The sequence below is a fragment of the Bradyrhizobium sp. SUTN9-2 genome, assembly GCF_003122645.1.
GTDB classification, from domain to species: domain Bacteria; phylum Pseudomonadota; class Alphaproteobacteria; order Rhizobiales; family Xanthobacteraceae; genus Bradyrhizobium; species Bradyrhizobium yuanmingense.
Window position 1 is genome coordinate 2,872,026 of sequence record NZ_LAXE01000001.1, and the last position, 22,795, is coordinate 2,894,820.

Genomic DNA, 22,795 nt, shown 5'->3' on the forward strand with positions numbered 1-22,795 from the left:
TCAGTCTCCGGGGACTGCGTGATAGAAGGTGCCGGGATCGAGCTCGGCTGCGGGGCCGACGAGGTCGCGGCCGCCGATCTCGGCCAGCACGCGGTAGAGCACGCGCGCGTCCTTTTCCTCGTCATCGATGCTCCGGCGCGGAATGCCGTCGCGGTAGCGCTCGCGGTAGGTCCTGAGCAGGGCAGGATCCGTCGTGCCGGTGAGCGGCGCGACCTTGTCCCAGGCCGCATCCGAGGTCGCCAGCAACTCCTTGGCCTTGCGGGTCATCGCGATGAAGCGCGCGACGGCCTCCTTATGGCTCGCGGCCCAGCTCTCATCGAAGACATAGCCGACCGCGGCGACCGCGCCTTTGGCACCCAGCTTCGGCAAGATGTCCTCGATGCCGGTCAGGCGCCTGAAACCCTTGGCCTCGAGCTGGGCGCAGAAATTCCAGAAGTTGAGGCTCGCATCCATCTCGCCGTCCAGCGCCTTGGCGGCGATCAGCGGCGGGGCACCGTAGACGATGGTTGCTTCCGACTTGAGGTCGATGCCGTCCTGCTTCATCCGCGCCTGCAGCAGCAGCCAGCTCTTGTCGATCGCCCCGCCGGCGACCGCGAGCTTGCGGCCCTTGAGGTCGGCGAGCGTCTTGATCGGCGATGAGGCCGGCACCATCACGGCGCCGAGCGCGCTGGAATAGGGATAGAAGGTGAGCTTCGCACCGAGCGTGCGCTCGCGCGACACCCACAGCCAGTCCGACAGGATGATGTCGGCGCTGCCGGCGCGCATCGCGATCTTGCCGGCCTCGGTGCTCGCGAGCTCGGTGACCTCCAGCGCCAGGCCGGCCTCCTTGTCGAGGCCGGCGCTTCGGATCGCGGCCAGCTCCCACGAGAATGTTCCGGTCTTCTGCACCGCAAGGCGGATTGTGTCCGCAGCGCCGGCAGGTGCGGCTAGCGCCAGCACCGTTGCGAGCGCCCAAATTCGCGCCAAAACTGTCATCACCTTGTGAGCCGTTTCCTCTGACAGAGTGCTTTTCAGCACAATACGCATAGCATAGCCTTGGTCGCAACCAGCGGGAGGACGCGCATGGATCTGGCCGGACGGCTACGACCGATTGTCGCCGCATTGACGGCGCTCGCTGCCAGCGTATGCGTGGCACGGGCCGAAGAGGCCAATGATTATCCCACCGCGGCGCGCGCGGAATACGTCTATGGCTGCATGAAGGCCAACGGCGAGACGCGCTCCGCGATCGAGCAATGTTCCTGCTCCATCGACGTGGTCGCCTCGATCATACCCTACGAGCGCTATGTTACCGCCGAGACCGCGCTCAGCATGTCGCAAGTGCGCGGCGATCTCGGCGTGCAGTTTCGCACCTCGGAGCAGGCCAACTCGGCGGTGAATGACTTAAGGCGCGCGCAGGCGGAAGCCGAGGTGAGGTGTTTTTAGCTATCGCGGCACAGACGGTGCGATCTTCCTTCTCCCCTTGTGGGAGAAGGTGGCGCGAAGCGCCGGATGAGGGGTTCTATCGGCATGTTCCAGCATGAGAGGCAGGTGGGCGCGGAAACATACCCCTCACCCGTCTCGCCGCTACGCGGCGATCCACCCTCTCCCGCAAGGGGAGAGGGGGCTTCAGCGCAAGTCTGACGAAACTAAGTCCCCGGCTTCTCCACCTCCCATTCATTGCGGAACACATGCCCGTCCGTATCCCGGGCCTCCGCACGAAAGCGCTTGGCGCCGTTGGAGACATAGGTGAAGCGCAGGTTGGGATCTTCCGAGATCGAGATGCCGCCTTCCATCGACAGCACGGGGCTATCGTCCTGCGTCAATCTGAGCTGGTTGATGAAGAAGGCGGGGATATAGAGCTGCGTGACCTGGTCCATCTGCAGGCCGGAATTGTTGGGATGGCCGATCATGATCTGCGCTTCGCGCAACCGGCTTGCCGGACCCTCTTCACGGGCGAATTGCCGGTAGCGCATCTGGCCGAGCCGGTTCTTGGCTTCCTCCACGTTCTTTGCAGCCGGCGCCGAGCAGCCGCCAGAGGCCTTCACATAGACTTTCGAGACGTAGAGCTGGCCGTCGCTGAGCTCGGCGACCGCGTGCACGTCGGTGTAATTGTTGACGCGCACACGGGTCGAGATTTCCGTGACATTGGCCTCCGGCCCGAGCTCGAACTTCGCGGCCATCGGCGCGGGATTGCGGTCGATCACCAGCGTGATCGAACGGATGCGTCTGCTGTCGCCGGGCGACAGCTTGCTGCGCAGCGTCACCGGCACGATGGCGGCATCCTCGGCGCGATAGGGCATCTCGATGCCGATGACCTCGGCGCCGTCGTTCATCGGCCGGTTGCTGAAGATGTCCTGCACCAGGCCCGGCCAGGGATCGGAGGCCTCGTCCGCCTGCGTCGGCGCGGCGAAGGCGATGCCGAGGAGTAGGGCGATCAGGGGCAGGCGGCGTGTGCATCCCATCATGGTCATGCTCGTGGGTTTAGGCGACGCTGATCTCCTGCCAGCGTAGCGTGCCCGCTACTCCCATTCAATTTCCGAAAATGCTGCAGTTGCGTTGCGGGCATTGTAGTCCTCGAACAACTGCCAGTGCGGCCGCTCGTCCGCGGCCGCCTTGTCCGCAGCGGCGCGGATCGGCGCGCCCCTCTTGTTCAGGGCGCGGACGTCGGACAGCAGCGTTGACAGGTAACGTCGTTGATCGCTCAGCGCCGCTGGCCAGTCGCTCACAGGACCGTGACCGGGAACAACGCGCAGCGCCGGAATCGTCTCCAACTCTTTCAGCGTGGCGAGCCAGCCGCGAATGCTGCCGTCCATCACCGGAATGTGGCCGAGAAAGACGAGATCGCCGGCAAGCAGGGTTTTGGTGCTCTCGTCGAACACGGTCAGATCGTTGTCGCTGTGCCCGGCCGGCCAAGCGCGCAAGGTCAAGCGGCGCGAGCCCAGATCGAGCGTGAGCGTGTCCGTTACGAGCAGGGTCGGCGGTACGATCTTCACGGGATCGATCAGCTCGGGGCCCATGAGGCGCCTGAAATTGTCGAGATAGAAGGGCCCGCGGCTCGCCAGCGCCTGCGGCAGCTTGCTGTGGCCGACGAAGCTGGTTCCCTCTGCCATGAAGGCAGCATTGCCGAAGACATGGTCGGGATGGCCATGGGTGTTGATGACATAGTGGATCGGCTTTTGCGTGCGCGCTCGTACCGCCGCCAGCAGCGCCTCGCCTTCGCGCAGGCTGCCGCCAGTGTCGATCACGGCCACCGCGTCACCTCCGATGATGAAGCCGATATTGGCGATGCCGCCTTCATTCTCGCGGCTCATCAGCGCGATGGCCCCGGAGTGTACGAAGATTCCCGGCGCGACTTCGCTCACAGGCAATTCGCCCGCCCCGGCGCGTGCTAGCGTAGCTGTTACCAGGGACAAGGCTGCGATCACGAGAGCGATGCGAGACACTTTTCCGCCTCAGTTCAAAGGATTGGCCTCATTGCACTGCAACAAAGCAAAGCCGGCAAAAGTTGGCACACGTGGCGCGTCATGCGTTGCATGGATAACATTCAAACAAAACGAGGAGGAAGCGCGATGACGCAGGCCGGACGACATCGTCGCTGGTGGTTTTCACTCTGGATCGTGATCGCATCATGTGCCTATGGCGATCTCGCCATCGCGCAGACCAACGAGACCGGAGATCTCTCATTCGAGCTGGTCGACCCGAAGGTGCTGCGCGTCTGCGCCGACCCGCGCAACCTGCCGTTCTCGAACGAGAAGGGCGAGGGCTTCGAGAACAAGCTCGCCGAGTTTCTGGCGGACAAGCTGCAGAAGAAGCTGGACTACGTGTTCTTCCCGCAGGCCGCCGGCTTCGTGCGCATGACGTTGGGTGCGCATCGCTGCGACGTCATCATGGGCTACCCGCAGGGCGACGACCTCGTGCAGGGCACCAATCCCTATTACCGCACGACCTATGCACTGGTTGCCAAGACCGGTAGCGGGCTCGAGGACGTCGACACGCTGGAGGACGCACGCCTGAAAGGTAAGCATATCGGCATCGTCGCCGGCACGCCGCCGGCGACCAATATGGCGTTGGCAGGCCTGATGGGCGATGCAAAGCCCTATCAGCTGATGATCGACACGCGCTTCGACAATTCCGCGCAGGCGATGATCGACGACCTCGCTGCCGGCAAGATCGACGCCGGCGTGCTCTGGGGACCGATGGCCGGCTATTATGCGAAGAAAGCCGGCCCCTCGCTGCACGTCATGCCGCTGGTCAAGGAGACCACCGGGTCCAAGCTGGTTTATCGCATCGGCATGGGCGTGCGACCCGCCGACCAGAACTGGAAGCGGCAGCTCAACCGGGTGATCCAGGAGAACCAGGGCGAGATCAACAAGATCCTGCTCGATTTCGGCGTGCCGCTGCTGGACGAGAACAACCGGCCGCTCGGCGCGGAGACGGCCAAGAAGGCGCCATGAGCCGGCCGCTTGCCGCTGCGTTCGTCGTTGCCTTGCTCGTGGCCCCGGCGTCGGCGCAGCAGCAGGAGCCGTTCGAGCCCGAGGGATATCGTACCGACAATTATCGCGCGCCGGTGCCGGCGACGCTCGCTGGCGCGCGCGTGCTCACGACCGGCGAGGCGGAGGCGATCTGGCGTGCGAACAGCGGCACCTTCGTTGACGTGATGCCGCGCGCGCCGAAACCAAAGAACCTTCCTGTGAGCACGGTGTGGCGTGACGCGCCGCGCAGGAACATTCCGGGCAGCTTCTGGCTGCCGGACACCGGCTACGGCAACTTGCCGCCCGCCATGGACGATTATCTTCAGCGTGGCCTCGCGCGCGCCTCACGCGGCGACAAGGCCGCGCTGCTGGTGATCTATTGCCTCGCCGATTGCTGGATGTCCTGGAACGCGGCGAAGCGTGCGCTCGCTTACGGCTATGCCAACATCGCCTGGTATCCTGACGGCACCGACGGCTGGGAGGGCGCGAAGCTGCCGACGGAAGAGGCGCAGCCGGAGCCGCGGCCGGAGCAATAGTGATCAAGCGCAGGTGCGCTCCCTCGCCCCGTTCTTACGGGGAGAGGGTTGGGGTGAGGGGCCTCTCTCCGCGCATGAGATGGTCGAGAGACCTGTGCCCCCTCACCCGGATCGCAAGAGCGATCCGACCTCTCCCCGCAAGCGGGGAGAGGTGAAGATCCAACCTACTACTTCTGCTTCTGCAACTTCGTCAACGTGCCCGTACCGTTGGTCTCGGTCGCAGAATAGCTCACCCTGTCGCCGGCATGGACGGCATCCAGCATCGCCGCATCCTTGGCCTTGTACTCCTGGAGCGCGCCGGCGCTGCCTGTGCTGGCGCCGACCGTGCCCTTCTGGGTCTGCTGGATCGAAATCGTGCCGTTGAGCCGATCGATCCGCGTGATCATCCCGGTCATGTCGTCAGCAAAGGCGCTGGTTGCGAGCATGCTGAGGACCGCAGCGCCCGCAAACATGATTCTTGTGGTTCCCATCGAGGCCTCCCGACGTCTTGAGTTCACGTCGACAAGCCATCATAAATCGATTTGGTTCCGGCACATAGCGCGGCGAAAGGTTAACGTTGCCGGGGCGATTGCGGGAACTTTTCGTGAGCGGTCAGCGTAACTGACGCTATTCCATTTCCTGCTGGATGACGCGTCCGAGCGCGAACAGGCGCTGGTCGAGCGAGGTTGGAACCTCGCAGACGAAGCGCACCACCTTGTTACGGTCCTCGAAGATCCGGGTCTTCCAGATCAGCTCGTTGCTGAGCGCCTGGACCTTGGCCTCGTCACGCGGTGTGGCCCCTTGCAGGGCCTGGAGCTGAATTGCCTCCTCGCGGATCTTGTCGGCGGCATCGCGCTGCTTGCGGCTGACGCGCTCGAGTCCGTTCATGACCTGGGAGCGCTGGGCGTTGAGCGTGTCGAACAGGCCGGCGAACAGCAGCTTTGCGTTCGCGGTCTTGTCGGCAGCGGAACCCGCGAGAAACTCCTTCACCAGCTTTTCCGCCTCATCCAGCGGCGTCTTGCGCGCCGCCAGTTTCGCAACGAGCGCGCTGATCCTGGCGTCGTCCTTCCATCTGTTCTGGAGGTCGTCGAGCGGCGGACCGCCCCACACGGCCGCCAGCGAGATCTCGGGCACCTTCGCCTGGGTGCACGGCCAGTCCGGATAGCGCGGATCGGCGGCGTGCGCCGTCGTGCTCGCGACAGCGAGCACCAGTACAGAGGTGACCAGAACCCGAACAATCATCCTTCGCCTCCCGCAGGCCCGCGTCGCGCCAGCCCGCGCGAGGGATCATAGGCCAGGATCGCACCGATCATGAAGACGATTGTGCAAACCGCGACCACCGCCAGCGAGATCCAGTTGATCTGGCCATACAGCGCGAAACGGATCAGCTCGACCGCATGGGTGAACGGATTGGCCTCGCACAGATAATAGAGATAGGGGTTGCCCTCCTGCACGCGCCAGAGCGGGTAGAGCGCGGAGGAGGCGAAGAACATCGGGAAGATCACGAAGTTCATGACACCGGCGAAGTTCTCCAGCTGTTTGATGCCCGACGAGATCAGCATGCCGAGCGAGCCCAGCATCAGCCCCGACAGGATCAGCGCCGGCAGCACGGTGAGATAGCCCTGGGGCGGCGGGGTGATGTCCCAGAGCCAGGCGATCAGCAGGAACGCATAGACCTGGAGCAGCGATACCGCGGTGCCCGCGAGCAGCTTGCAGAACAACAGGAACCCCCGCGGCAGCGGGCTCACCAGGAGCGTGCGCATGTTTCCCATCTCGCGGTCATAGACCATCGAGAGCGAGGACTGCATGCCGTTGAAGAGCTGGATCATCGCCATCAGTCCCGGCGCGATATAGACCTCGTAGAGGATGTAGGTCTCGTAGGGCGGGATGATGGAGATGCCGAGCACCTGGCGGAAGCCGGCGGCAAAGATGAACAGCCACACCAGAGGCCGCACCAGCGCCGAGGCGAAGCGCTCGCGCTGATGCAGGAAGCGCAGGCCCTCGCGCCAGACGATGCCGCTGAGGCAGGTCATGTACTCGGCGAACGAGAAGCCGCGCGGCGCCTCGCGCGTCGTGATGCTGCTCATGCGCCGCCTCCAGGCATGGTTTGCGCGCCGGTCAGGCGCATGAAGGCGGTGTTGACGTCCTGCGCGCCGGCTTCCGCGACGACGCGGTTCATCGGTCCCTGCGCCAGCACCTTGCCCTGGTGCAGCACCACGAGATCGTCATCGGGCATGATCTCGTCGAACAGGTGCGTGGCCCAGAGCACGCCGATGCCTTGCTCGGTCACGAGCTGCCGCACGTGGCTGATGATGTCGGCGCGCGCCTTGACGTCGAGGCCGACGGTCGGCTCGTCGAGCAGCAAGAGGCGCGGCCGGTGCAGCAGCGCCCGGGCGATCTCCAGCCGCCGCATCTGTCCGCCCGAGAGGTCGCGCACCTTGCTTGCAGCGCGATCGGCAAGGCCGATCCGGCCGAGCAGCTCGGCGCTGCGCGCCGAGGCCTCGCGGCGGCCAATGCCGTGCAGGGCGGCGTGGTAGAGCAGGTTCTGCGTCAGCGACAGGTCGAGATCGAGCGTGCGCGGCTGGAATACGACCCCGAGCAGCCGCAGCGCCTCGCCGGGGGTCTTGCTGACGTCGTGCCCGAAAATGCCGACGCGGCCGGACTGGATGCCGAACAGCCGCGTGATCAGCGAGAACAGCGTGCTCTTGCCGGCGCCGTTGAGTCCCAGCAGCGCCGTGAAGCTCGCGGGCTGCACATTGAAAGACACGTTCGTCAATGCGCGCCGCGGACCATAGGCATGGCTGACACCGTCGATCGACAATGCCGGCACCGCGGCCTCTTCGGGTCTCGGCGTCTCCTGGGCTTCGGCGATCGGGGCGGGGCTGGTCATGGCGCGATCGCGACGCCCCAGGGCAGCTCGCCGACCTGAATGGTCTTGATCACCTTCTGCGCGGCGACGTCGATGACGGAGACGTCGTTCGACACACCGTTGGTGGTGAGCAAATATTTCTCGTCCGGCGTGAACGCCACGTGCCAGACCCGCTGCCCGACCAGGAGATATTTCGTCACCTTGCGCGAGGCGACGTCGACCACCGCGATGCGGTTGGCGGGGCCGAGCGCGACGAAAGCGGTCTTGTCGTCCCTGGTCATGCCGATGCCGACCGGCTGGATCGCCTCTTTGCGCAGGCCCGGGATCTCGAACGTGACCTTGCCGATCACCTCGTGCTTTTTGGGGTCGATGATCGAGACGGTGCCGCCGATCTCCGAGGACACCCAGACTTCCGAAGAATCGTGCTTGTACTCGGCAAAGCGCGGCCGCGCGTCCACCAGCACGTTGGCGACGATCTGGCGCGTGGCGGTGTCGATGAAATGCGCCATGTTGGTGGTTTCCGAGGTGTTGATCAGCGTCTTGCCGTCCGGACTGATGGTCATGCCCTCTGGCTCGACGCCGACCTGGATGTCGCCGAGCCGGGCGCGCTTCTCGAGGTCGATCACCGTCACCGTGTTGTCGTTCTCGTTGGCGACATAGAGGGTCTTGCCGGCGGCATCCTGCGCGAACAGCTCGGGGTCGGGACCGGAGGGCAGGCTGTCCACCACGGTTTGCGTCTTGGCGTCGATCACCTGGATGGTGTCGTCGTCGCCGACCGCGACCATCACGAACTTGCCGTCGCGGGTAAGGTCGATGCCGCGCGGACGCTGGCCGACCTTGATGGTCTTGGTCACGGTCCAGCTGTCGGTATCGATCACCGAGACCGTATTGCTCTTCTCGTTCGAGACATAGGCGATGAACGCATGCGCTGGGGCTGCCGCCAGCGCCAATGCGGAGAGAAGTCCAACACGCCACATCCGCGACATCTGCATCCTCATTTCAGCTTGCATTTGCTCTCCGGGCGATCGTAGCCGAGCGTGTCGAGCTCGGAGACCTGGTGCAGGAATCCTTCCTGCGGCGACACCGACACCACCATGCGGCCGTCGACCAGGAGGATCGGCTGGCGCAGCTGCAGGTTCCAGTCGCGCAAGGTCAGCCGCGTGCCCTTGAAGGCGGCGACCGAGAAATCCGGGCCCTTGATGAAATCGGTGACCTTCCTGACCTCGCCGGAATTGGTGCGCGAGGTGGCTTCGCCGATCATGCGCACCGCCGTCCAGGCCTGCATGTCGCGCGCGGTCATCCGGCGCAAATTCAGCTTGATGAAGCGGTTCTGCATCTGGATCGCGCCCCACTGATCCTGCGATGCGTCCCAGCTGCGCGGCACGAGGCCGGCGGAGCCGGCGACCGGGCGCGGATCCCAGGTGCGATAGGGCAGATAGGCGCCGAACACCTCGCTCTCGTCGGCGGCGACCAGCACGTCATAGGCCGGTGCCTGCTGCGTGAAGACGGGGATCTGACGCTGGATCTGCGCTACGCCGCTATCGGTGCGCCGCGCCCCGCCCTTGTCCTCGAAGGTTCGCTCCTGCACGATCTTGGCGCCGAACCGCGCCGCGGTGCGCCTGATAGCATCCGCGAACAGCTTGTCCTCGTCGTGCGAGCCGACCACCAGCAGCCAGCGCGACCACTTCTTCCACACCAGATATTGGCCGAGCGCGTCGGCGAGCATCGCACGCGTCGGCGCGGTGTGGATGACGTTGGCGCGGCAATCGGTCTCGCGCAGCCGCTCGTCGATCGCGCCGGCGTTGAACAGCAGCGTGCCGCGGTCGCGCAAGGCGTCCGCGACCTTCAACAGCGCATCGGCGGGCAGGTCGGCGATGATGAAGCCGTTCTTCTCGGCGAGCGCGGTCGCAGCCTGCGCCACGTCCTCGTCTTCCCTGATGCGGCGCTCCTCCAGCGTGAAGCGCTGGCCGGTGAATTTCCCGGTGGTGTTGTTGTCCTCGATGGCAAGGCGCGCGCCGGCGAGGCCGTCGTTCTCGGCAGGCTGCTCGGCCAGCGACAGCGTTGATCGGGTGCCGGCGATTGCGAGATAGCCGACGCCGATCGTGACGGGATCGGCCGCAAGCGCGCTCGTCGCGGCAAGACCAAAGCCGATCAGGCCGGCCAACCATCGGATCATGTTTCCTCCAGACGATCTCCCCGGCTTGACCGCCGGTGAAGAATTGTCTCTGCTTCAAGCATGACCAATTTGTCAGGCCGTGCAACCCCGCATTTCGTCCCCGCGCGCGCGAAGCCGGGCATCACGATCATGCGAGCATTGTTGGCAACCGCAGCATTGCTGTGGATGGGGGCGGGCGCGCTCGCCGATCCACCGAAGCTCGCGGTGTTCGATTTCGAGTTGGTCGACACCAGCCTGCCGGGCGAGTTCTACGGCTCCAAGCCGGAAGAGGCGCGGCTCATGTCAGCGAGCAGCTGCGCAAGGAGCTGGCAGAGTCGGGCAAGTTCCAGGTGCTCGACATCGCGCCGGTACGGGAGGCCGCCCGTCGCGCGAACCTGCAGGCCTGCGGCGGCTGCGACCTCAAGCTCGCCGGGCAGCTCGGCGCCGATCTGGAGATCACCGGCCTCGTGCAGAAGGTCTCCAACCTGATCATCAATCTCAACATCTATCTGCGCGACGTGAAGACCGGCAACATGGTCGCGGTCGCCAGCGCCGACATGCGCGGCAACACGGATGAATCCTGGTCGCGCACGATGAGCTATCTCATCCGCAACCGCCTGCTGGCGCCGAACTACGGGAAGCCGTGAAGGGGTTTTCCCTCTCCCCTTGTGGGAGAGGGTGGCTCGCCGCGTAGCGGCGAGACGGGTGAGCCATCCCCACGAATGGTCGTGCGAGCGGAGAGAACCCCTCATCCGGCGCTTCGCGCCACCTTCTCCCGCAAGGGGAGAAGGAGAAAGACATCACCCCTTCAATCTCTCCGCATGCCAGTGCAGATGATCGCTCATGAAGGTCGAGATGAAATAATAGCTGTGGTCGTAGCCCGCCTGGCGCCGCAGCGTCAGCGGGATGCCCGCCTTGGCGCAGGCGGCCTCGAGCAGCTCCGGCCTCAGCTGCTCCTTCAGGAAATTGTCGGCCTCGCCGACGTCGACCAGGAAGCCGGAGAACTTGGCGCCGTCCTCGATCAGCGCCACCGTGTCGTGATTGCGCCAGGCCTCCTTGTTCGGTCCGAGATAGCCGGTCAGCGCCTTGATGCCCCAGGGCACGAGTGAGGGCGCCACGATTGGGGCAAAGGCGCTGGCTGCGCGAAAGCGGTGCGGGTTGCGCAGCGCCACCGTCAGCGCGCCATGGCCGCCCATCGAGTGGCCCATCACCGATTGCCGCTTGGCATCGACCGGAAAGCTCTCCGCAACCAGCTTCGGCAGCTCGTCCGTGACGTAGCTCCACATGCGATAATTGCGCGCGAACGGCTCTTGCGTGGCGTCCACATAGAAGCCGGCCCCGAGGCCAAAATCATAGGCGTTGTTGGCATCGCCCGGCACATCGGGCCCGCGCGGTGAGGTGTCGGGCGCGACGAAGATCAGGCCGAGCTCGGCACAGGCCTTGCGGAATTCGCCTTTCTCGGTGACGTTGGCATGCGTGCAGGTGAGGCCGGAGAGATACCAGACCACGGGCAGCTTGGCGCCGTCCCCATGCGGCGGGATATAGACCGAGAACACCATGTCGGTTCCGGTCACCTGGCTGGCATGGCGATAGACGCCCTGCACGCCGCCATGGGATTTGTTGGTCGAGACAGTCTGAATCGTCATGCCTAAGAGCTCCGTGGCATCTCACCACACCAAGATTGCAACGCTTGTGTGACCGAATTCGTGGCGTGGTCAGGCGACACCGCTGTCGATCGCCAGCCGCACCAGCTCCACCGAGGTCTTCACCCCGAGCTTCTGGCGCATGATGGACGAGGTATTGGCCACCGTCTTGTAGGACGATTGCACCAGCCACGCGATCTCGGACAGGCTCTTGCCGGCGCTGAGCAGCCGCAGAATCTCCATCTCGCGCGCGTTCAGCTTCGACAGCGGGTTTTGTGCCAGCGTCGGCCCGGCGAAGGCGATGCTGCGCGCGATCGCGGTCGGAAGATAGGTGCCGCCGCTTCCGACGGCGCGGATCGCCTCGACGAGGTCGTCGGGGTCGCCGGTCTTGGAGACGTAGCCCTTGGCGCCGCACTCGATCGCGCGCGCAGCGAAAGCGGGGTCGTCATTCATGCTGAACATGATGATGCGCGCCTCGGGCGCGCGCTCTAGGATGCGGCGCGCGAGCTCGAAGCCGGAGACGGTTGGCAAATTTATGTCGATGATGCAGAGGTCGGGACGTTCGACGATGAAGACGCACTCGCCGTCCTCGGCGTCGGCGGCTTCCAAGATTTCGATCTCGCCTTCGTCGGCCAGCACGGCACGGCAGCCGGAGGCGACGATGGGATGATCGTCGACGATCAGAATGCGCATAGGCGTTCCCCGCGACAGCCCGTTCCCTTGGAGCTTGCCTGTTCTGCGCCGCATGAGACTGACCAGACAAGACGCGCGTCTCGTGTCGGCTCATGCAACCCGGCTGGGATTGCTGTACGCTTCCGATTAGATATCGGGCGGTTCGCCTCTGTCAACGTCGTCGGACAGGCGCCAACCCTTCGCGAGGCACGAGCGAGACCAATGTGGCAGAATCTTTCCTTGCGCGGGCGCATCAATCTCTTGCTGGCGCTGCTGCTGGCGCTGGGGCTCGCGGTCAATATCGGCCGCCAGATCGCCGAGGCGGGCCCGCGCGTGCAGGCCGAGGACCAGAGCGTGATCCGCCTCGCGCGCGAATTCATCGAGATGATCGTTGCCGATCTCAACGAGGCACCCGATCCTGATGCCAGGCTGAACCAGATCGCCCGCGATCTCAGCCGCCTGCGCCATGTCAGCATCGCGCTGCACGATTCCGGTGGGAACCCGCTGACGCCCCGCCGGCTTGGCTCCGATGTCGACACGCGTGCCCCGCCGGCCTGGTTCGTCAGCCTTGTCCATCCCGAGCAGACCGCGGTCAGCGTGCCGGTCTCGATTCGCGGCAAACCCGGCTCGCTCGTGATCACCTCGCATCCCGACGACGAGATCGCCGAGATCTGGGACGGCATCGTGACCCAGCTCGAGGTCGGCTCGGTGATCGCGCTTGCGCTGTTCTTCCTGATGATGAAGGTGGTCGGCCGTGCCCTGGCACCGTTGCAGTCGCTGGCGGACGCCATGGGGAAGCTCGAAAGCGGACATTACGAGGCCCGTGTCGCGCCGGGCGGCGCGCCGGAGCTCGCGGCGATCTGCACCAGGCTCAACCATCTTGCCGCGACGCTTGGTGAAGCGGTCGAGGACAAGCGTCGCCTTGCCGAGCGCGCGGTGTCGCTGCAGGACATCGAGCGCAAGGAGATCGCGCGCGAATTGCACGACGAGTTCGGGCCCTATCTGTTCTCGCTGCGCGCGCATGCGAGCGCGCTGGCGAAGCAGGCGGACGGACGCGAGCCGAGTGCCGATGCGGTGCGCAAACATGGCAGCGCCATGCTGGAGCAGATCAATGCACTCCAGCAGTTCAATCGCCGCGTGCTGGAGCGTCTTCGGCCCGTGGGCCTCGCCGAGCTCGGCCTGCGCCAGGCGCTCGAATCCCTGTCGCGGCTGTGGCGGGAGTCGCATCCCGACGTTGCGATCGAGACCTCGATCTCGCCGGCGCTGGGCCCCACCGGCGAGACCGCCGATCTCACCATCTATCGCATCGTGCAGGAGGCGCTCACCAATGTGTTCCGCCACGCCGGCGCGACCTCGGTCAGTGTCGTCATCGAGCCGGTCGAGCAGGCCGGCGGCCGCTTCTGCGCCCGGGTGCGGGTCAGCGACGACGGCCGCGGCATGGAGCCAGGCCAGAAGCTCGGCTTCGGCCTCGTCGGCATGCGCGAGCGGATCCTGGCGCTCGGCGGCACGCTCAATGTGGTCTCGGGTGAGGGCGGTGTGACCGTGGAAGCGCTGGTGCCGACAGCGGCAACCTGATCGCATCCAAAGTGATCGGGAAAAATTCCCGATTTGGTCGGGAAAATGGGTGTGGATAGGGTCCGACCTTTTGTGGCTGGCGTCCCCATTGCGGCCGAATAAACTCGTCCCGACCAATCGGCGGAACATCAAAACAGTCGGTGGTCACGGATGGGAAGGCGGGGATGGGCAAGGTTGTTTCGTTGAAGCGTGCTTTGTTGATGGCTTCGGTGTCGACCGGGCTGGTATCGGGCTTGGTCTATGCGACCCCTGCCGGGGCCGCGCCGGACGAGGAGACCAACGTCCAGAACCTGCCGCCGGTCGAGGTGACCGCACCACCTTCGGCAGCGCGGCGCGCGGCGCCGTCGCGACCTGTTGCGCGCGTGGGGGCGCCGGGATCGGCCGCGCCGAGGACACGCCTTTACGTCTATCCGACCTCGCCGGGCACCGGCCGGGGTCTCGATGTCGACAAGGTTCCGTCGGCGATCAATGCCGTCGATGCCAACCAGATCAGGCGCACCGGTTCGCTGAACGTCACGGACGCGCTGCGCGACAACATCGCCGGCATCAACATCAGCGAAGTCACCGGCAATCCGTTCCAGCCGGATGTCGAATTCCGCGGCTTCGTCGCTTCGCCCGTGACGGGCACGCCGCAAGGCCTTGCGGTGTACCAGAACGGCGTCCGCATCAACGAGGCCTTCTCGGACGCCGTCAATTGGGACCTGATTCCGACGGCCGCGATCAGGTCGGTGACGCTGGTGACCAACAATCCGGCCTTCGGCCTCAATGCACTCGGCGGCGCGATCAACTTGCAAATGAAGGACGGCTTCACCTATCAGGGCGCCGAGCTCGACCTTATGGGCGGATCGTTCGGCCGCATCCAGGGCTCGGCGCAATGGGGCAAGCAGGTCGACCAGAACTTCGCCGTCTACGGTGCGCTCGAAGGACTGCGCGACAACGGCTTCCGCAATTTTTCCCAATCGACCGTGCGGCGCTTCTACGGCGATGTCGGCTACAGGGCCGGCGACAGCGAATTCCACGCCAATATGGGCGTGGCCAAGAACGATTTCGGCGCCAGCGCCACCGTCCCGGCCGAGCTGCTCGACAGATATTGGGGCGCGACCTACACCACGCCGCAGACCACCTCCAATCGCGTCGGCTATCTCAACCTGACCGGCAAGGTCGACGCGACGCCGACCTGGACGCTCGAAGGCACCGCGCGTGTGCGCAGGTACGAGCAAAAGGTGGTCGACGGCAACCCGACCGACGTGGAGGAGTGCGCTGCAGATCCGGCGCTGCTCTGCTTTGGCGACGACACCTCACCCGCCTACGGCGCGGGCGGCGTGCAGCTTGCCAACCCATTTGCGCCGGGCACGATCCTCGGCGCGATCGACCGCGGCTCGATCCGTTCGACCACGTTCGGCGTGTCGGGGCAGGCCACCAACACCGACCAGTTGTTTGGTCATGACAACCGCTTCGTGGTGGGCGCAACCTATGACGCCAGCGTCACGCGCTACAACGCCTCCTCCGAAATCGGCTCGATGGGAGAGAACTACGTCGTCAGCGGCAGCGGCGTTTTCCTGGGAGCGACTCCTGTGGCGGACCCCGTCGCCGGCCCGGTCTCGCTGCGGACCGTCAATCAGTATAACGGCCTCTACGCGATGGATACGTTCAACGTCACGGATGCCTTCGCCATCACGGGGGGCGGCCGCTTCAATGCGGCGCGGATCACGTTGGAAGATCAGCTTGGGACTGCGCTCAACGGCGATCACACCTTCACGCGTTTCAATCCGATCATCGGCGGCACCTACAGGATCACGCCGGAATTGACCGCCTATGCCGGCTACTCCGAGGCCAACCGCGTCCCGACGCCGCTCGAGCTCGGCTGCTCCGATCCGGCCCGTCCCTGTCTGATCGCGGCGTTTCTGGTCTCCGATCCGCCGCTCAAGCAGGTCGTCTCCAAGACCGTGGAGGCCGGTTTCCGGGGCACCAAGGAGTTGAACATCGGCACCCTCGGATGGAAGATCGGCGGCTTTCGCGCCACCAACCACGACGACATCATGGCGGTGCCGGTCGTTGGCCGGACTGGTTTCGGCTATTTTTCGAACGTAGGCCGCACCCGGCGGCAGGGGCTCGAAGCCGAAGTCAACATCAAGTCGCCCACGCTGCAGTTCCAGGCGAGCTACGCCTTCGTCGATGCGCGCTTCCTTGATTCGCTCGAGCTCGGCTCGGAAAGCCCGTTTGCCGACGACACCTCCGAGACCATCCAGGTCAGGCCCGGCAACCAGATCCCCGCAATCCCGCGCCACCGCGTCAAGGTCGGCGTCGACTATGCCGTGACCGACGTCTGGAAGGTCGGCGGCAATGCGCTGTTCGTCTCCAGCCAGTATCTGGTCGGCGACGAGTCGAACCAGTTCGCGAAGCTGCCGTCCTACACGGTGTTCAATCTCCATACCTCCTATCAGGTCGCGAAGAACGTCCAGCTCTACGGCCGCGTCGACAACATCTTCGACAAGCGTTACGTGACCTACGGCCAGTTCTTCGACCGCGACGCCTTGCCCAACTTCACCAATGGCGGCGCGGATTTCACCGACCCGCGCTCGCTGAGCCCGGCAAGGCCGCGCGCGTTTTACGCGGGGTTGCGGGTGACGTTCTAGATTTTCACTCCACCTTCACGCGCTCGAGCGGAGCCGCAGCGACGCTCGCCTGCTCCCGGCCTTTGGCCGCACTCGCGCGGTGGCGTCGCTGCACCAGATATTGATCGCCGAGCACGCCGACCAGGATCACCGTTCCCATCACCGCGAAATTGAGCGAGCTCGGAATGCCCAGCAGGTTGACGAGATTCTGCAGCACCTGGAGCAGCACGGTGCCGAGCACGACGCCGATGATCGAGCCTTCGCCGCCGCGCAAGGAGCAGCCGCCGAGCACGGCGGCGGCGATGGCGTAGAGCTCGTAGAACGAGCCGTGCACCGCCGGCGAAATCGAACGGGTGTACATCGCGATCAGGATCGCCGAAAACGCAGTCAGCCCGCCACAGATGACATAGGCCGAGATGATCACGCGGTTGGTGCGAATGCCGGAGTAGCGTGCCGCTTCCTCGTTCTTGCCGACGGCAAGAAGATAGCGGCCGAACACCGAGCGGTGAAGCACCACCCAGGCGATCACGGCCACCACGGCGAGCGCCACCACGCTGTGCGGCAGCGGGAATCCGAGCACGTTTGTGCGGCCGGCGGCCAGCCATTCCAGCATCGGAAAGCTCGCGCCGAAGCCGAAGCCCGCCGTCGCGTCCTCGGTGTAATAGCGCGCCGCGCCGCGATAGATCAGAAGGCCGCACAGCGTGACCACGAAAGCCTGGATCCGCATCCTGGTCACCAGCGTGCCATGAATGAGGCCGATCACGAGCCCGGCCGCGACGATCATCGCGAGGGCTACGACCCAGTTGACGTCGTGATTGACGATCAGGTCGATGAACAGGACGCCCAGCAGTGCGATCACCGAACCCACCGACAGCTCGATCCCGCCGATGATGATGATGAAGGCTTCGGCGATGGAGAAGATGCCGAACAACCCGATCTGGTTGGCGGTGTTCGAGAGATTGCCAACGTACAGGAATCTCGGATTGATCAGGGCGACAACGGTCCCGACCACCAGAATCAGAACGAGAAGGCTCAGGTCTTTCTTGCTCAAGGTCCCTCCGCCGTGATTGTGTGGCCAACGGCAAGCTGCAGCACATTGTGCTCACTGAACTGGCTGCGATCAAGGAAGCCCGAGATCGCGCCTTCATGCATCACCGCGAGCCGGTCGCTGACCCCGATCACCTCCTCCATGTCGCTGGAGATCATCAGGATCGCCACCCCGGCATCGGTCAGGCGGCGCAGCATGCCGTAGATTTCCTGCTTGGCTCCGACGTCGACCCCACGCGTCGGCTCGTCGACAATCAGCACCTTCGGCCGCATCGACAGCCATTTGGCGAGCACGACCTTCTGCTGGTTGCCTCCCGACAGCGAGCCGACGGCGGTCTTGACGTCGGGCGCGCGGATTTTTAGGCGCTCCCGCTGACGCACCGCGTTCTCGTTCTCGCGATCCGTATCTACCAGCCAGAAGCGCATATAGGACGCCAGATCCGGCAGCGAGATGTTTTCGGCGATCGAGACGTCGAGCAGCAGGCCTGCGCCCTTGCGGTCCTCCGGAACGAGATAGATGCCTTGTTCGATGGCGGCCCGTGGGCTTGCGATACGGATCGGCTCGCCATCGAGTCGTATCGTGCCGCCACGCAGTGGATCGATGCCGAAGACGGCGCGGGCGAGCTCGGTGCGGCCGGACCCGACGAGGCCGGCAAGCCCGAGGATCTCGCCGCGGCGGACCGACAGGCTCACGGCGCGGCCGGGATAGGTGTCGGTGACGGCATCGACGATCTCCAGCACGCTGTCGCCGGGCGGCGCGGCCGGCGGAACGTAGAGCGATTTCAGGTCGCGGCCGATCATCAAGCGGATCATCGCCGCCGGAGAGAGCTCCGCACGCGTCAGCGCGCCGACCACGCGACCGTCGCGCAGCACGACCGCACGGTCGGCGCACTGCATCACCTCGTTGAGCCGATGCGTGATGAAGATGATGCTGACGCCGTGGGCTTTCAGGCCGGCCACGGTGCGCATCAGGCGGTCCGTCTCGGCGAGCGTCAGGCTCGAGGTCGGCTCGTCCATGATGACGAGACGAGCGTCGAGCGAAAGCGCCTTCATGATCTCGACCAGCTGGCGCTGCGCCAGCGACAGGTCGGCGAGCGGCGCATCGGCCGCGAAATCGCAGCCCAGCCGCTCCAGCAGCGGCGCGACATCGGCATACATCCGTTTGCGGTCGATCAGCCGCAAGGGCCCGCCGTGCACGGGCTCGCGGCCGATGAAGACGTTGCCGGCGACATCGAGATTGTCGAACAGGTTCAGTTCCTGATGGACGAAGGCGATGCCCGCCTTGATCGCATCCGCCACGGTGAGCGAAGATCGCGCGGCGCCATCGACACGAATAAAGCCGCCGCTGGGCTCCACGACCCCGCCGAGCACGCGCATCAGCGTCGACTTGCCGGCGCCGTTCTCGCCGATCAGCGCAACGACCTCGCCGGGCGACACTTGGAGACCGACGTGGTCGAGAGCGACCACGCCTGGATAGCTCTTGCTGATGTCGACCAGTTCGAGAAACGGTTCTGGCATGGCAGGCTGCACGGCGGGCAGCGCGGATCTCTCCTATTTCTTCAGCATCTGCTTCATCGAGGCCATGAACTCGTCGACATTCGCCTTTTCGATGACCTTGCCGGGCACGATGATGATACCGTTAGCCGGAATGCCGGACTTGTTGCCGCCGATGTAGTTCGCCATCAGCTTCATGCCCTGATAGCCCCATTCGAACGGCTGCTGCACCACCGTGCCGACGATGCTGCCTTCCTTGACGCCACCGAGCGTAATCGGATCCTCGTCGAAGCCGATGATCTTGATCTTGCCGAGCTTGCCGGCCTCCTTGAGCACCTCGTAGATCCGCGGTGTGTTGTAGGAGTAGAAGCCGACGAGGCAGCTCACATCGGGCATGGCGGCGAGGATGTCCTCGACGTTGCGCTTGGCGCGGGTCTGGTCGATCTCGTCGCCGCGAACGTCGACGAGCTCGACCTTCGAGCCTTTGAGCGTCTCCTTCACGCCTTCGATGCGCTCGCGTGCGTTGTCGGCGCCGGGTAGGCCGACGAAGCCGACGCATTTGCCGCCGTTCGGCAGCGCCTTGACCATCAGCTTTCCTGCCTCCTTGCCGAGGTCGGTGTTGGAGGAGCCGATATAGGCCACGCGCTTGGATTTCGGCGCGTCGCTGTCGGTGGTGAACAGCACCGTCTGGGACGCAACCTTGTTGAGATGCTCGGTCTGGTTCTTCGGATCGACTGCGCTGACCATGATGCCGGCGGCACCGGCGGCGACGAGGTCGTCCATCACGCGCTGCTGCACGGCGGCTGCAGCCTGTTCCGGATATTTGAACTGGAGCTCGTAGTTGGGCAGCTCGCCCTGCGCCTTCTTCATCCCGGCCTCGGCGATCTTCCAGAAGTCGGACGCCCCGTTGACGACGAAGGCCAGAACCTTCTTGTCCGCCGCATCCGTCGGGCCGACACCCGCTGCGATCGCGAAGGCAACAGACACACCTGCAAGCAAGAGACGCTGCATATCATTCCTCCCCTAAGGCGGTCGGCCCTTTTTGATGGCCAACTCTGCTTGAACCCAGATTGGGCGCATGCCTCACCCCCAGCGGCACGGCAATCAGCCGCTACCCGCATCGTTGCGGCAGAGGCGGGTCACCGACCCGGCCGGCGAGGTGAAATGAGGCACGTACCTCAAGCTAGCAGAAGCCCGCCGCGCACGCAATTGGAAGCAACGGTCTGGACGTCAACCGCCGCGCTCAGGCTGGTGTCGCCGGTCCCGCGGCAGCCTTTTCGGGCAATCCGCAGCCCGCTTGCGCCTTTAACCGATTGGAAACCATCGCAAATGATCTGAAAATTGTAACGAAACTCTCCGGCCGTCTCCGCGTCGGTTCGCCGGAGGGCCTGTGATGACTGAGCAGCAGTTGAGAGAGCAGGAATTCCAGATTGCGCGGTACCGGCATCTGGAGCGCGAGGTGACCGATCCGCTTGCAGCGTGTCTGCTTCACAGCATCATCGAGGAGCTCGAGGCCGAGCTGCGCAAGGAAAGGCCGGATTGGCACGGGCCCGGTCATTAACCGTTTGTTGGCGCTAATGATGCCAATTGTCGGCGTGGGAATACCAGGGGAGGCTGCTCCCATGCTGAAGGACGGCACCTACGCCGCTTGGTACAAGACGCCCATCGACCAGGGTACCGGGATCGTCCATGTCGCAGACGGCCAGATCTGGGGCCGTGACAGCCTGATGACCTATCACGGCACCTGCCAGATCGATGGAGATCGCTTCACCGCAACCGTATTGACGAAGCGTCACACCGACGGACGCGCCACCGTGTTCGGCAACGATCAAGAGCTGACGTTGACGATCGAGGGAAGCTGCCCTGGCAAGATCGCGACCTACACCGCGACAGCACCTCAGGCGCCGGGCATGATCCTCCACGGAACGCTCATCCTCAGGGAACAACAGCCGCCCCCACCTGAACCACCAGGGCAGATGCCGGCATTCAATCCCGACAACCTGCCGAAATTGCCGAAGCGCTCGCGCTGAACATCGCGACGAATCGCTCGTCTGGCGGCCGGGCCAGCTCCGACTCCAGTTCTGCAGCGCTTCGTCATTTTTCCTCCGGCCATCCCCGGGCGAGTGTCGCCGCCTGTTGCAAGGTGATGCTTCGGACCAGCGGATCCGCATGACGGTGCACGAGTTGCCAATCCGTGCCGTCCTTGCGGTAGACTTCGGTCACGCGCAGCGACCAGTCTTGAGCCGGCAACCCGCCCACCTCGGCGCGCTGGCGCTCGACCATGACGAGAGCGACGAGCGCGTCGGATGCATAGGTTTGCAAAACCTCAAGTTCGGTTTGGCCTCCCCTGAAGTATCGGGAGAGGGCAGCCAGACGCTGGGGACTAGCGTCGAATCCCCGACTCGTAGGCCCGCCAAAGGGCTGCATCAGCGTGAAATCGGGCGCGATGCGGACAAGCTGGGACCAGCGGTCCACATCGCCACGCATGAAGGCGGCATTCTTCTCGCGGGCGCGTTCGACGAGGCCTGCTATCGCGTCGCTTCCAGCGGCCGCATCGGCCGAAAGCTGACCGGACAGGGGAATTGCTGCGGTAGCGGCCATCATCGAGCGCCGCGATATCTTTTCCTGCTCGCATGGCCACCTGTTCAGCCCGGACGGTTTGTTGGTCATTTCTCAGCTCCTGATCGAACGACGAGGCCCATGCATGAAGCCTTGATCCCAATGAATCCAGCGATATGATTTCAGCAACATGCTGAACCAAATTGATTTATCCAGGATCGACCTCAATCTCCTCGTGCTCTTCCGCGTGGTTTTGGAAGAGCGCCATGTGGCGCGCGCAGCCGCTCGGCTGAGCCTGACACCGTCGGCGGTCAGCCATGCGCTCGGCCGGCTCCGGCTTCTGCTGAACGATCCGCTGTTTCTGCGGACACCGAAGGGCGTCGTTCCAACGGCACGGGCCTTGGAGCTAGGGGAGCCGGTGGCTGAGATCATCGCGCGCGTCGAACAGCTGTTCGGCTCGGCTACGCCGTTCGACCCCGAAAAGAGCAGCCGCAGGTTCACCATTGGCGCACCCGATGCGGTGCTGGTCTCGGCTACCGGTCCGCTGTTGCGATCGATCGCAGCTGCTGCGCCGCACATTGACATCGGGTTGATCCACCTGATGCCCGCGCCGCGCGACGGCGCGATCGGAGAGCCTTGGCAGCAATGCCTCGACATGCTGGAAAGACGCGAGCTGGACGTCGCAATGTTGCCGCTGCCCGCTGTGCCACCGCGTTTCGAGGCGCGCAGGCTTTACGAGGAGGAGTTCGTGCTGGCCATGCGCAAGGGACATCCCTTCGCAAAAGCGCCAACCCATGCTGCGTTCGCGCGATCACAGCACCTGCTGGTCTCTCTCAGTGGGGAACCGCGCGGTTTCGTTGATGAGATGTTGGCAAAGCGCGGCCTCGAACGCCGCATCGCTTTGACTGTTCCGAATTTCATGATGGCGCTTGCCCAGCTTTCCGGGTCTGATTTGATCGCCGCATTGCCGCGCCGACTGGTGGAGCAGCACGCCAGCCGTTTCGGCCTCGTGTTGGTCGAGCTGCCTTTCGCGCGCAAACCGGATACGATCCGGGCCATCGCGACCAAAGCGGCTATGAAAGACGCGGGCATCGCGTGGCTGATGCAGATTGTGGTCGGTTCAATCGGAGCAGGCCGACGCTAGAATCCGGTTTGAACTCAATAGGCGTTCATCTCGGCAAGGGAACGGCATTGTGCTGC

At 64.6% G+C, this 22,795-nt stretch carries 23 protein-coding genes and 1 pseudogene; 9 read left to right on the forward strand and 15 right to left on the reverse strand.

Annotated features, from left to right (window positions below):
- Entirely contained in the window at nucleotides 1-975 is a 975-nt protein-coding gene (locus tag XF30_RS13075) for an ABC transporter substrate-binding protein (protein WP_109142937.1), read from the reverse strand.
- A gap of 87 nt (nucleotides 976-1,062) precedes the next feature.
- Between XF30_RS13075 and XF30_RS13080 the strand changes: the two genes are divergently transcribed.
- Nucleotides 1,063-1,422: a hypothetical protein gene (locus XF30_RS13080; RefSeq protein WP_109142938.1), complete on the forward strand. Its 360-nt coding sequence runs from the start codon at nucleotides 1,063-1,065 to the stop codon at nucleotides 1,420-1,422.
- Nucleotides 1,423-1,625: 203 nt separating this feature from the next.
- On the opposite strand, the gene XF30_RS13085 is transcribed toward XF30_RS13080, so the two are convergent.
- Nucleotides 1,626-2,444 (reverse strand): quinoprotein dehydrogenase-associated SoxYZ-like carrier, encoded by an 819-nt coding sequence (locus XF30_RS13085; RefSeq protein WP_192893119.1) that lies wholly within the window; start codon nucleotides 2,442-2,444, stop codon nucleotides 1,626-1,628.
- A gap of 54 nt (nucleotides 2,445-2,498) precedes the next feature.
- Nucleotides 2,499-3,422, reverse strand: a complete 924-nt coding sequence (locus XF30_RS13090; protein WP_109142940.1) for a quinoprotein relay system zinc metallohydrolase 2 — start codon at nucleotides 3,420-3,422, stop codon at nucleotides 2,499-2,501.
- 126 nt (nucleotides 3,423-3,548) lie between these two features.
- Between XF30_RS13090 and XF30_RS13095 the strand changes: the two genes are divergently transcribed.
- Both XF30_RS13095 and XF30_RS13100 read left to right on the forward strand, forming a co-directional pair.
- Complete coding sequence (locus XF30_RS13095; protein WP_192893120.1) at nucleotides 3,549-4,433, forward strand: substrate-binding domain-containing protein; 885 nt, start codon at nucleotides 3,549-3,551, stop codon at nucleotides 4,431-4,433.
- Complete coding sequence (locus XF30_RS13100; RefSeq protein ID WP_109142942.1) at nucleotides 4,430-4,987, forward strand: PQQ-dependent catabolism-associated CXXCW motif protein; 558 nt, start codon at nucleotides 4,430-4,432, stop codon at nucleotides 4,985-4,987. Before XF30_RS13095 ends, XF30_RS13100 begins: the two co-directional genes overlap by 4 nt.
- Nucleotides 4,988-5,154: 167 nt before the next feature.
- Here XF30_RS13100 and XF30_RS13105 read toward each other — a convergent pair whose 3' ends face one another.
- The 6 genes from XF30_RS13105 to XF30_RS13130 all read right to left on the reverse strand — a co-directional run bounded on the left by XF30_RS13105 (nucleotide 5,155) and on the right by XF30_RS13130 (nucleotide 10,011).
- Nucleotides 5,155-5,457, reverse strand: a complete 303-nt coding sequence (locus XF30_RS13105; protein ID WP_036007909.1) for a copper-binding protein — start codon at nucleotides 5,455-5,457, stop codon at nucleotides 5,155-5,157.
- A gap of 136 nt (nucleotides 5,458-5,593) precedes the next feature.
- Nucleotides 5,594-6,208, reverse strand: coding sequence for a BAR domain-containing protein (locus XF30_RS13110; protein WP_109142943.1), 615 nt, complete (start codon nucleotides 6,206-6,208; stop codon nucleotides 5,594-5,596).
- Nucleotides 6,205-7,053: a lanthanide ABC transporter permease protein PedC gene (locus XF30_RS13115; RefSeq protein WP_109142944.1), complete on the reverse strand. Its 849-nt coding sequence runs from the start codon at nucleotides 7,051-7,053 to the stop codon at nucleotides 6,205-6,207. The genes XF30_RS13110 and XF30_RS13115 overlap by 4 nt, the downstream gene beginning before the upstream one ends.
- The gene (locus XF30_RS13120) at nucleotides 7,050-7,856 is read right to left on the reverse strand and encodes a lanthanide ABC transporter ATP-binding protein PedB/LutE (protein ID WP_109142945.1); all 807 of its coding nucleotides are present in this window, start codon (nucleotides 7,854-7,856) and stop codon (nucleotides 7,050-7,052) included. The genes XF30_RS13115 and XF30_RS13120 overlap by 4 nt, the downstream gene beginning before the upstream one ends.
- The gene (locus XF30_RS13125; protein ID WP_192893405.1) at nucleotides 7,853-8,821 is read right to left on the reverse strand and encodes a YVTN family beta-propeller repeat protein; all 969 of its coding nucleotides are present in this window, start codon (nucleotides 8,819-8,821) and stop codon (nucleotides 7,853-7,855) included. Before XF30_RS13125 ends, XF30_RS13120 begins: the two co-directional genes overlap by 4 nt.
- Nucleotides 8,822-8,829: 8 nt before the next feature.
- Nucleotides 8,830-10,011: a lanthanide ABC transporter ABC transporter substrate-binding protein PedA1 gene (locus XF30_RS13130; RefSeq protein WP_109142947.1), complete on the reverse strand. Its 1,182-nt coding sequence runs from the start codon at nucleotides 10,009-10,011 to the stop codon at nucleotides 8,830-8,832.
- Between the two features lie 60 nt (nucleotides 10,012-10,071).
- Here XF30_RS13130 and XF30_RS13135 point away from each other — a divergent pair.
- A pseudogene (locus tag XF30_RS13135) lies at nucleotides 10,072-10,637 on the forward strand (DUF3280 domain-containing protein).
- Between the two features lie 153 nt (nucleotides 10,638-10,790).
- On the opposite strand, the gene fghA reads toward XF30_RS13135, so the two are convergent.
- Complete coding sequence (gene fghA / locus XF30_RS13140) at nucleotides 10,791-11,636, reverse strand: S-formylglutathione hydrolase (protein ID WP_109142948.1); 846 nt, start codon at nucleotides 11,634-11,636, stop codon at nucleotides 10,791-10,793.
- 69 nt (nucleotides 11,637-11,705) lie between these two features.
- Complete coding sequence (locus XF30_RS13145; protein ID WP_036007891.1) at nucleotides 11,706-12,326, reverse strand: response regulator; 621 nt, start codon at nucleotides 12,324-12,326, stop codon at nucleotides 11,706-11,708.
- Between the two features lie 201 nt (nucleotides 12,327-12,527).
- On the opposite strand from XF30_RS13145, the gene XF30_RS13150 reads away from it, so the two are divergent.
- Together XF30_RS13150 and XF30_RS13155 are read left to right on the forward strand one after the other, a co-directional pair.
- Complete coding sequence (locus XF30_RS13150; RefSeq protein ID WP_192893121.1) at nucleotides 12,528-13,880, forward strand: histidine kinase; 1,353 nt, start codon at nucleotides 12,528-12,530, stop codon at nucleotides 13,878-13,880.
- A 164-nt stretch (nucleotides 13,881-14,044) separates the two neighbouring features.
- On the forward strand, nucleotides 14,045-16,516 hold the full coding sequence (locus XF30_RS13155; RefSeq protein WP_192893122.1) for a TonB-dependent receptor: 2,472 nt from the start codon (nucleotides 14,045-14,047) through the stop codon (nucleotides 16,514-16,516).
- 4 nt (nucleotides 16,517-16,520) lie between these two features.
- On the opposite strand, the gene XF30_RS13160 is transcribed toward XF30_RS13155, so the two are convergent.
- The 3 genes from XF30_RS13160 to XF30_RS13170 are packed head-to-tail and all read right to left on the reverse strand — an operon-like array spanning nucleotide 16,521 to nucleotide 20,047.
- Nucleotides 16,521-17,546: an ABC transporter permease gene (locus tag XF30_RS13160; RefSeq protein WP_109142951.1), complete on the reverse strand. Its 1,026-nt coding sequence runs from the start codon at nucleotides 17,544-17,546 to the stop codon at nucleotides 16,521-16,523.
- Nucleotides 17,543-19,060 carry a sugar ABC transporter ATP-binding protein gene (locus tag XF30_RS13165; RefSeq protein WP_109142952.1) on the reverse strand — a complete coding sequence of 506 codons (1,518 nt, stop codon included), beginning with the start codon at nucleotides 19,058-19,060 and terminating at the stop codon, nucleotides 17,543-17,545. Before XF30_RS13165 ends, XF30_RS13160 begins: the two co-directional genes overlap by 4 nt.
- 33 nt (nucleotides 19,061-19,093) lie before the next feature.
- A complete protein-coding gene (locus XF30_RS13170; protein WP_109142953.1) occupies nucleotides 19,094-20,047 on the reverse strand; it encodes a sugar-binding protein in 954 nt (317 codons plus the stop codon).
- A gap of 382 nt (nucleotides 20,048-20,429) precedes the next feature.
- Here XF30_RS13170 and XF30_RS38470 point away from each other — a divergent pair, with 382 nt between their 5' ends.
- Both XF30_RS38470 and XF30_RS13175 read left to right on the forward strand, forming a co-directional pair.
- The gene (locus XF30_RS38470; protein ID WP_192893123.1) at nucleotides 20,430-20,597 is read left to right on the forward strand and encodes a hypothetical protein; all 168 of its coding nucleotides are present in this window, start codon (nucleotides 20,430-20,432) and stop codon (nucleotides 20,595-20,597) included.
- Nucleotides 20,598-20,658: 61 nt separating this feature from the next.
- The gene (locus tag XF30_RS13175) at nucleotides 20,659-21,066 is read left to right on the forward strand and encodes a hypothetical protein (protein WP_192893124.1); all 408 of its coding nucleotides are present in this window, start codon (nucleotides 20,659-20,661) and stop codon (nucleotides 21,064-21,066) included.
- Between the two features lie 64 nt (nucleotides 21,067-21,130).
- Here the strand turns inward: XF30_RS13175 and XF30_RS13180 are convergent, their stop codons facing one another.
- A complete protein-coding gene (locus tag XF30_RS13180) occupies nucleotides 21,131-21,706 on the reverse strand; it encodes a YybH family protein (RefSeq protein ID WP_109142954.1) in 576 nt (191 codons plus the stop codon).
- A 79-nt stretch (nucleotides 21,707-21,785) separates the two neighbouring features.
- On the opposite strand from XF30_RS13180, the gene XF30_RS13185 reads away from it, so the two are divergent.
- Nucleotides 21,786-22,739: a LysR family transcriptional regulator gene (locus XF30_RS13185; RefSeq protein WP_109142955.1), complete on the forward strand. Its 954-nt coding sequence runs from the start codon at nucleotides 21,786-21,788 to the stop codon at nucleotides 22,737-22,739.
- The last annotated feature ends 56 nt before the right edge of the window (nucleotides 22,740-22,795 follow it).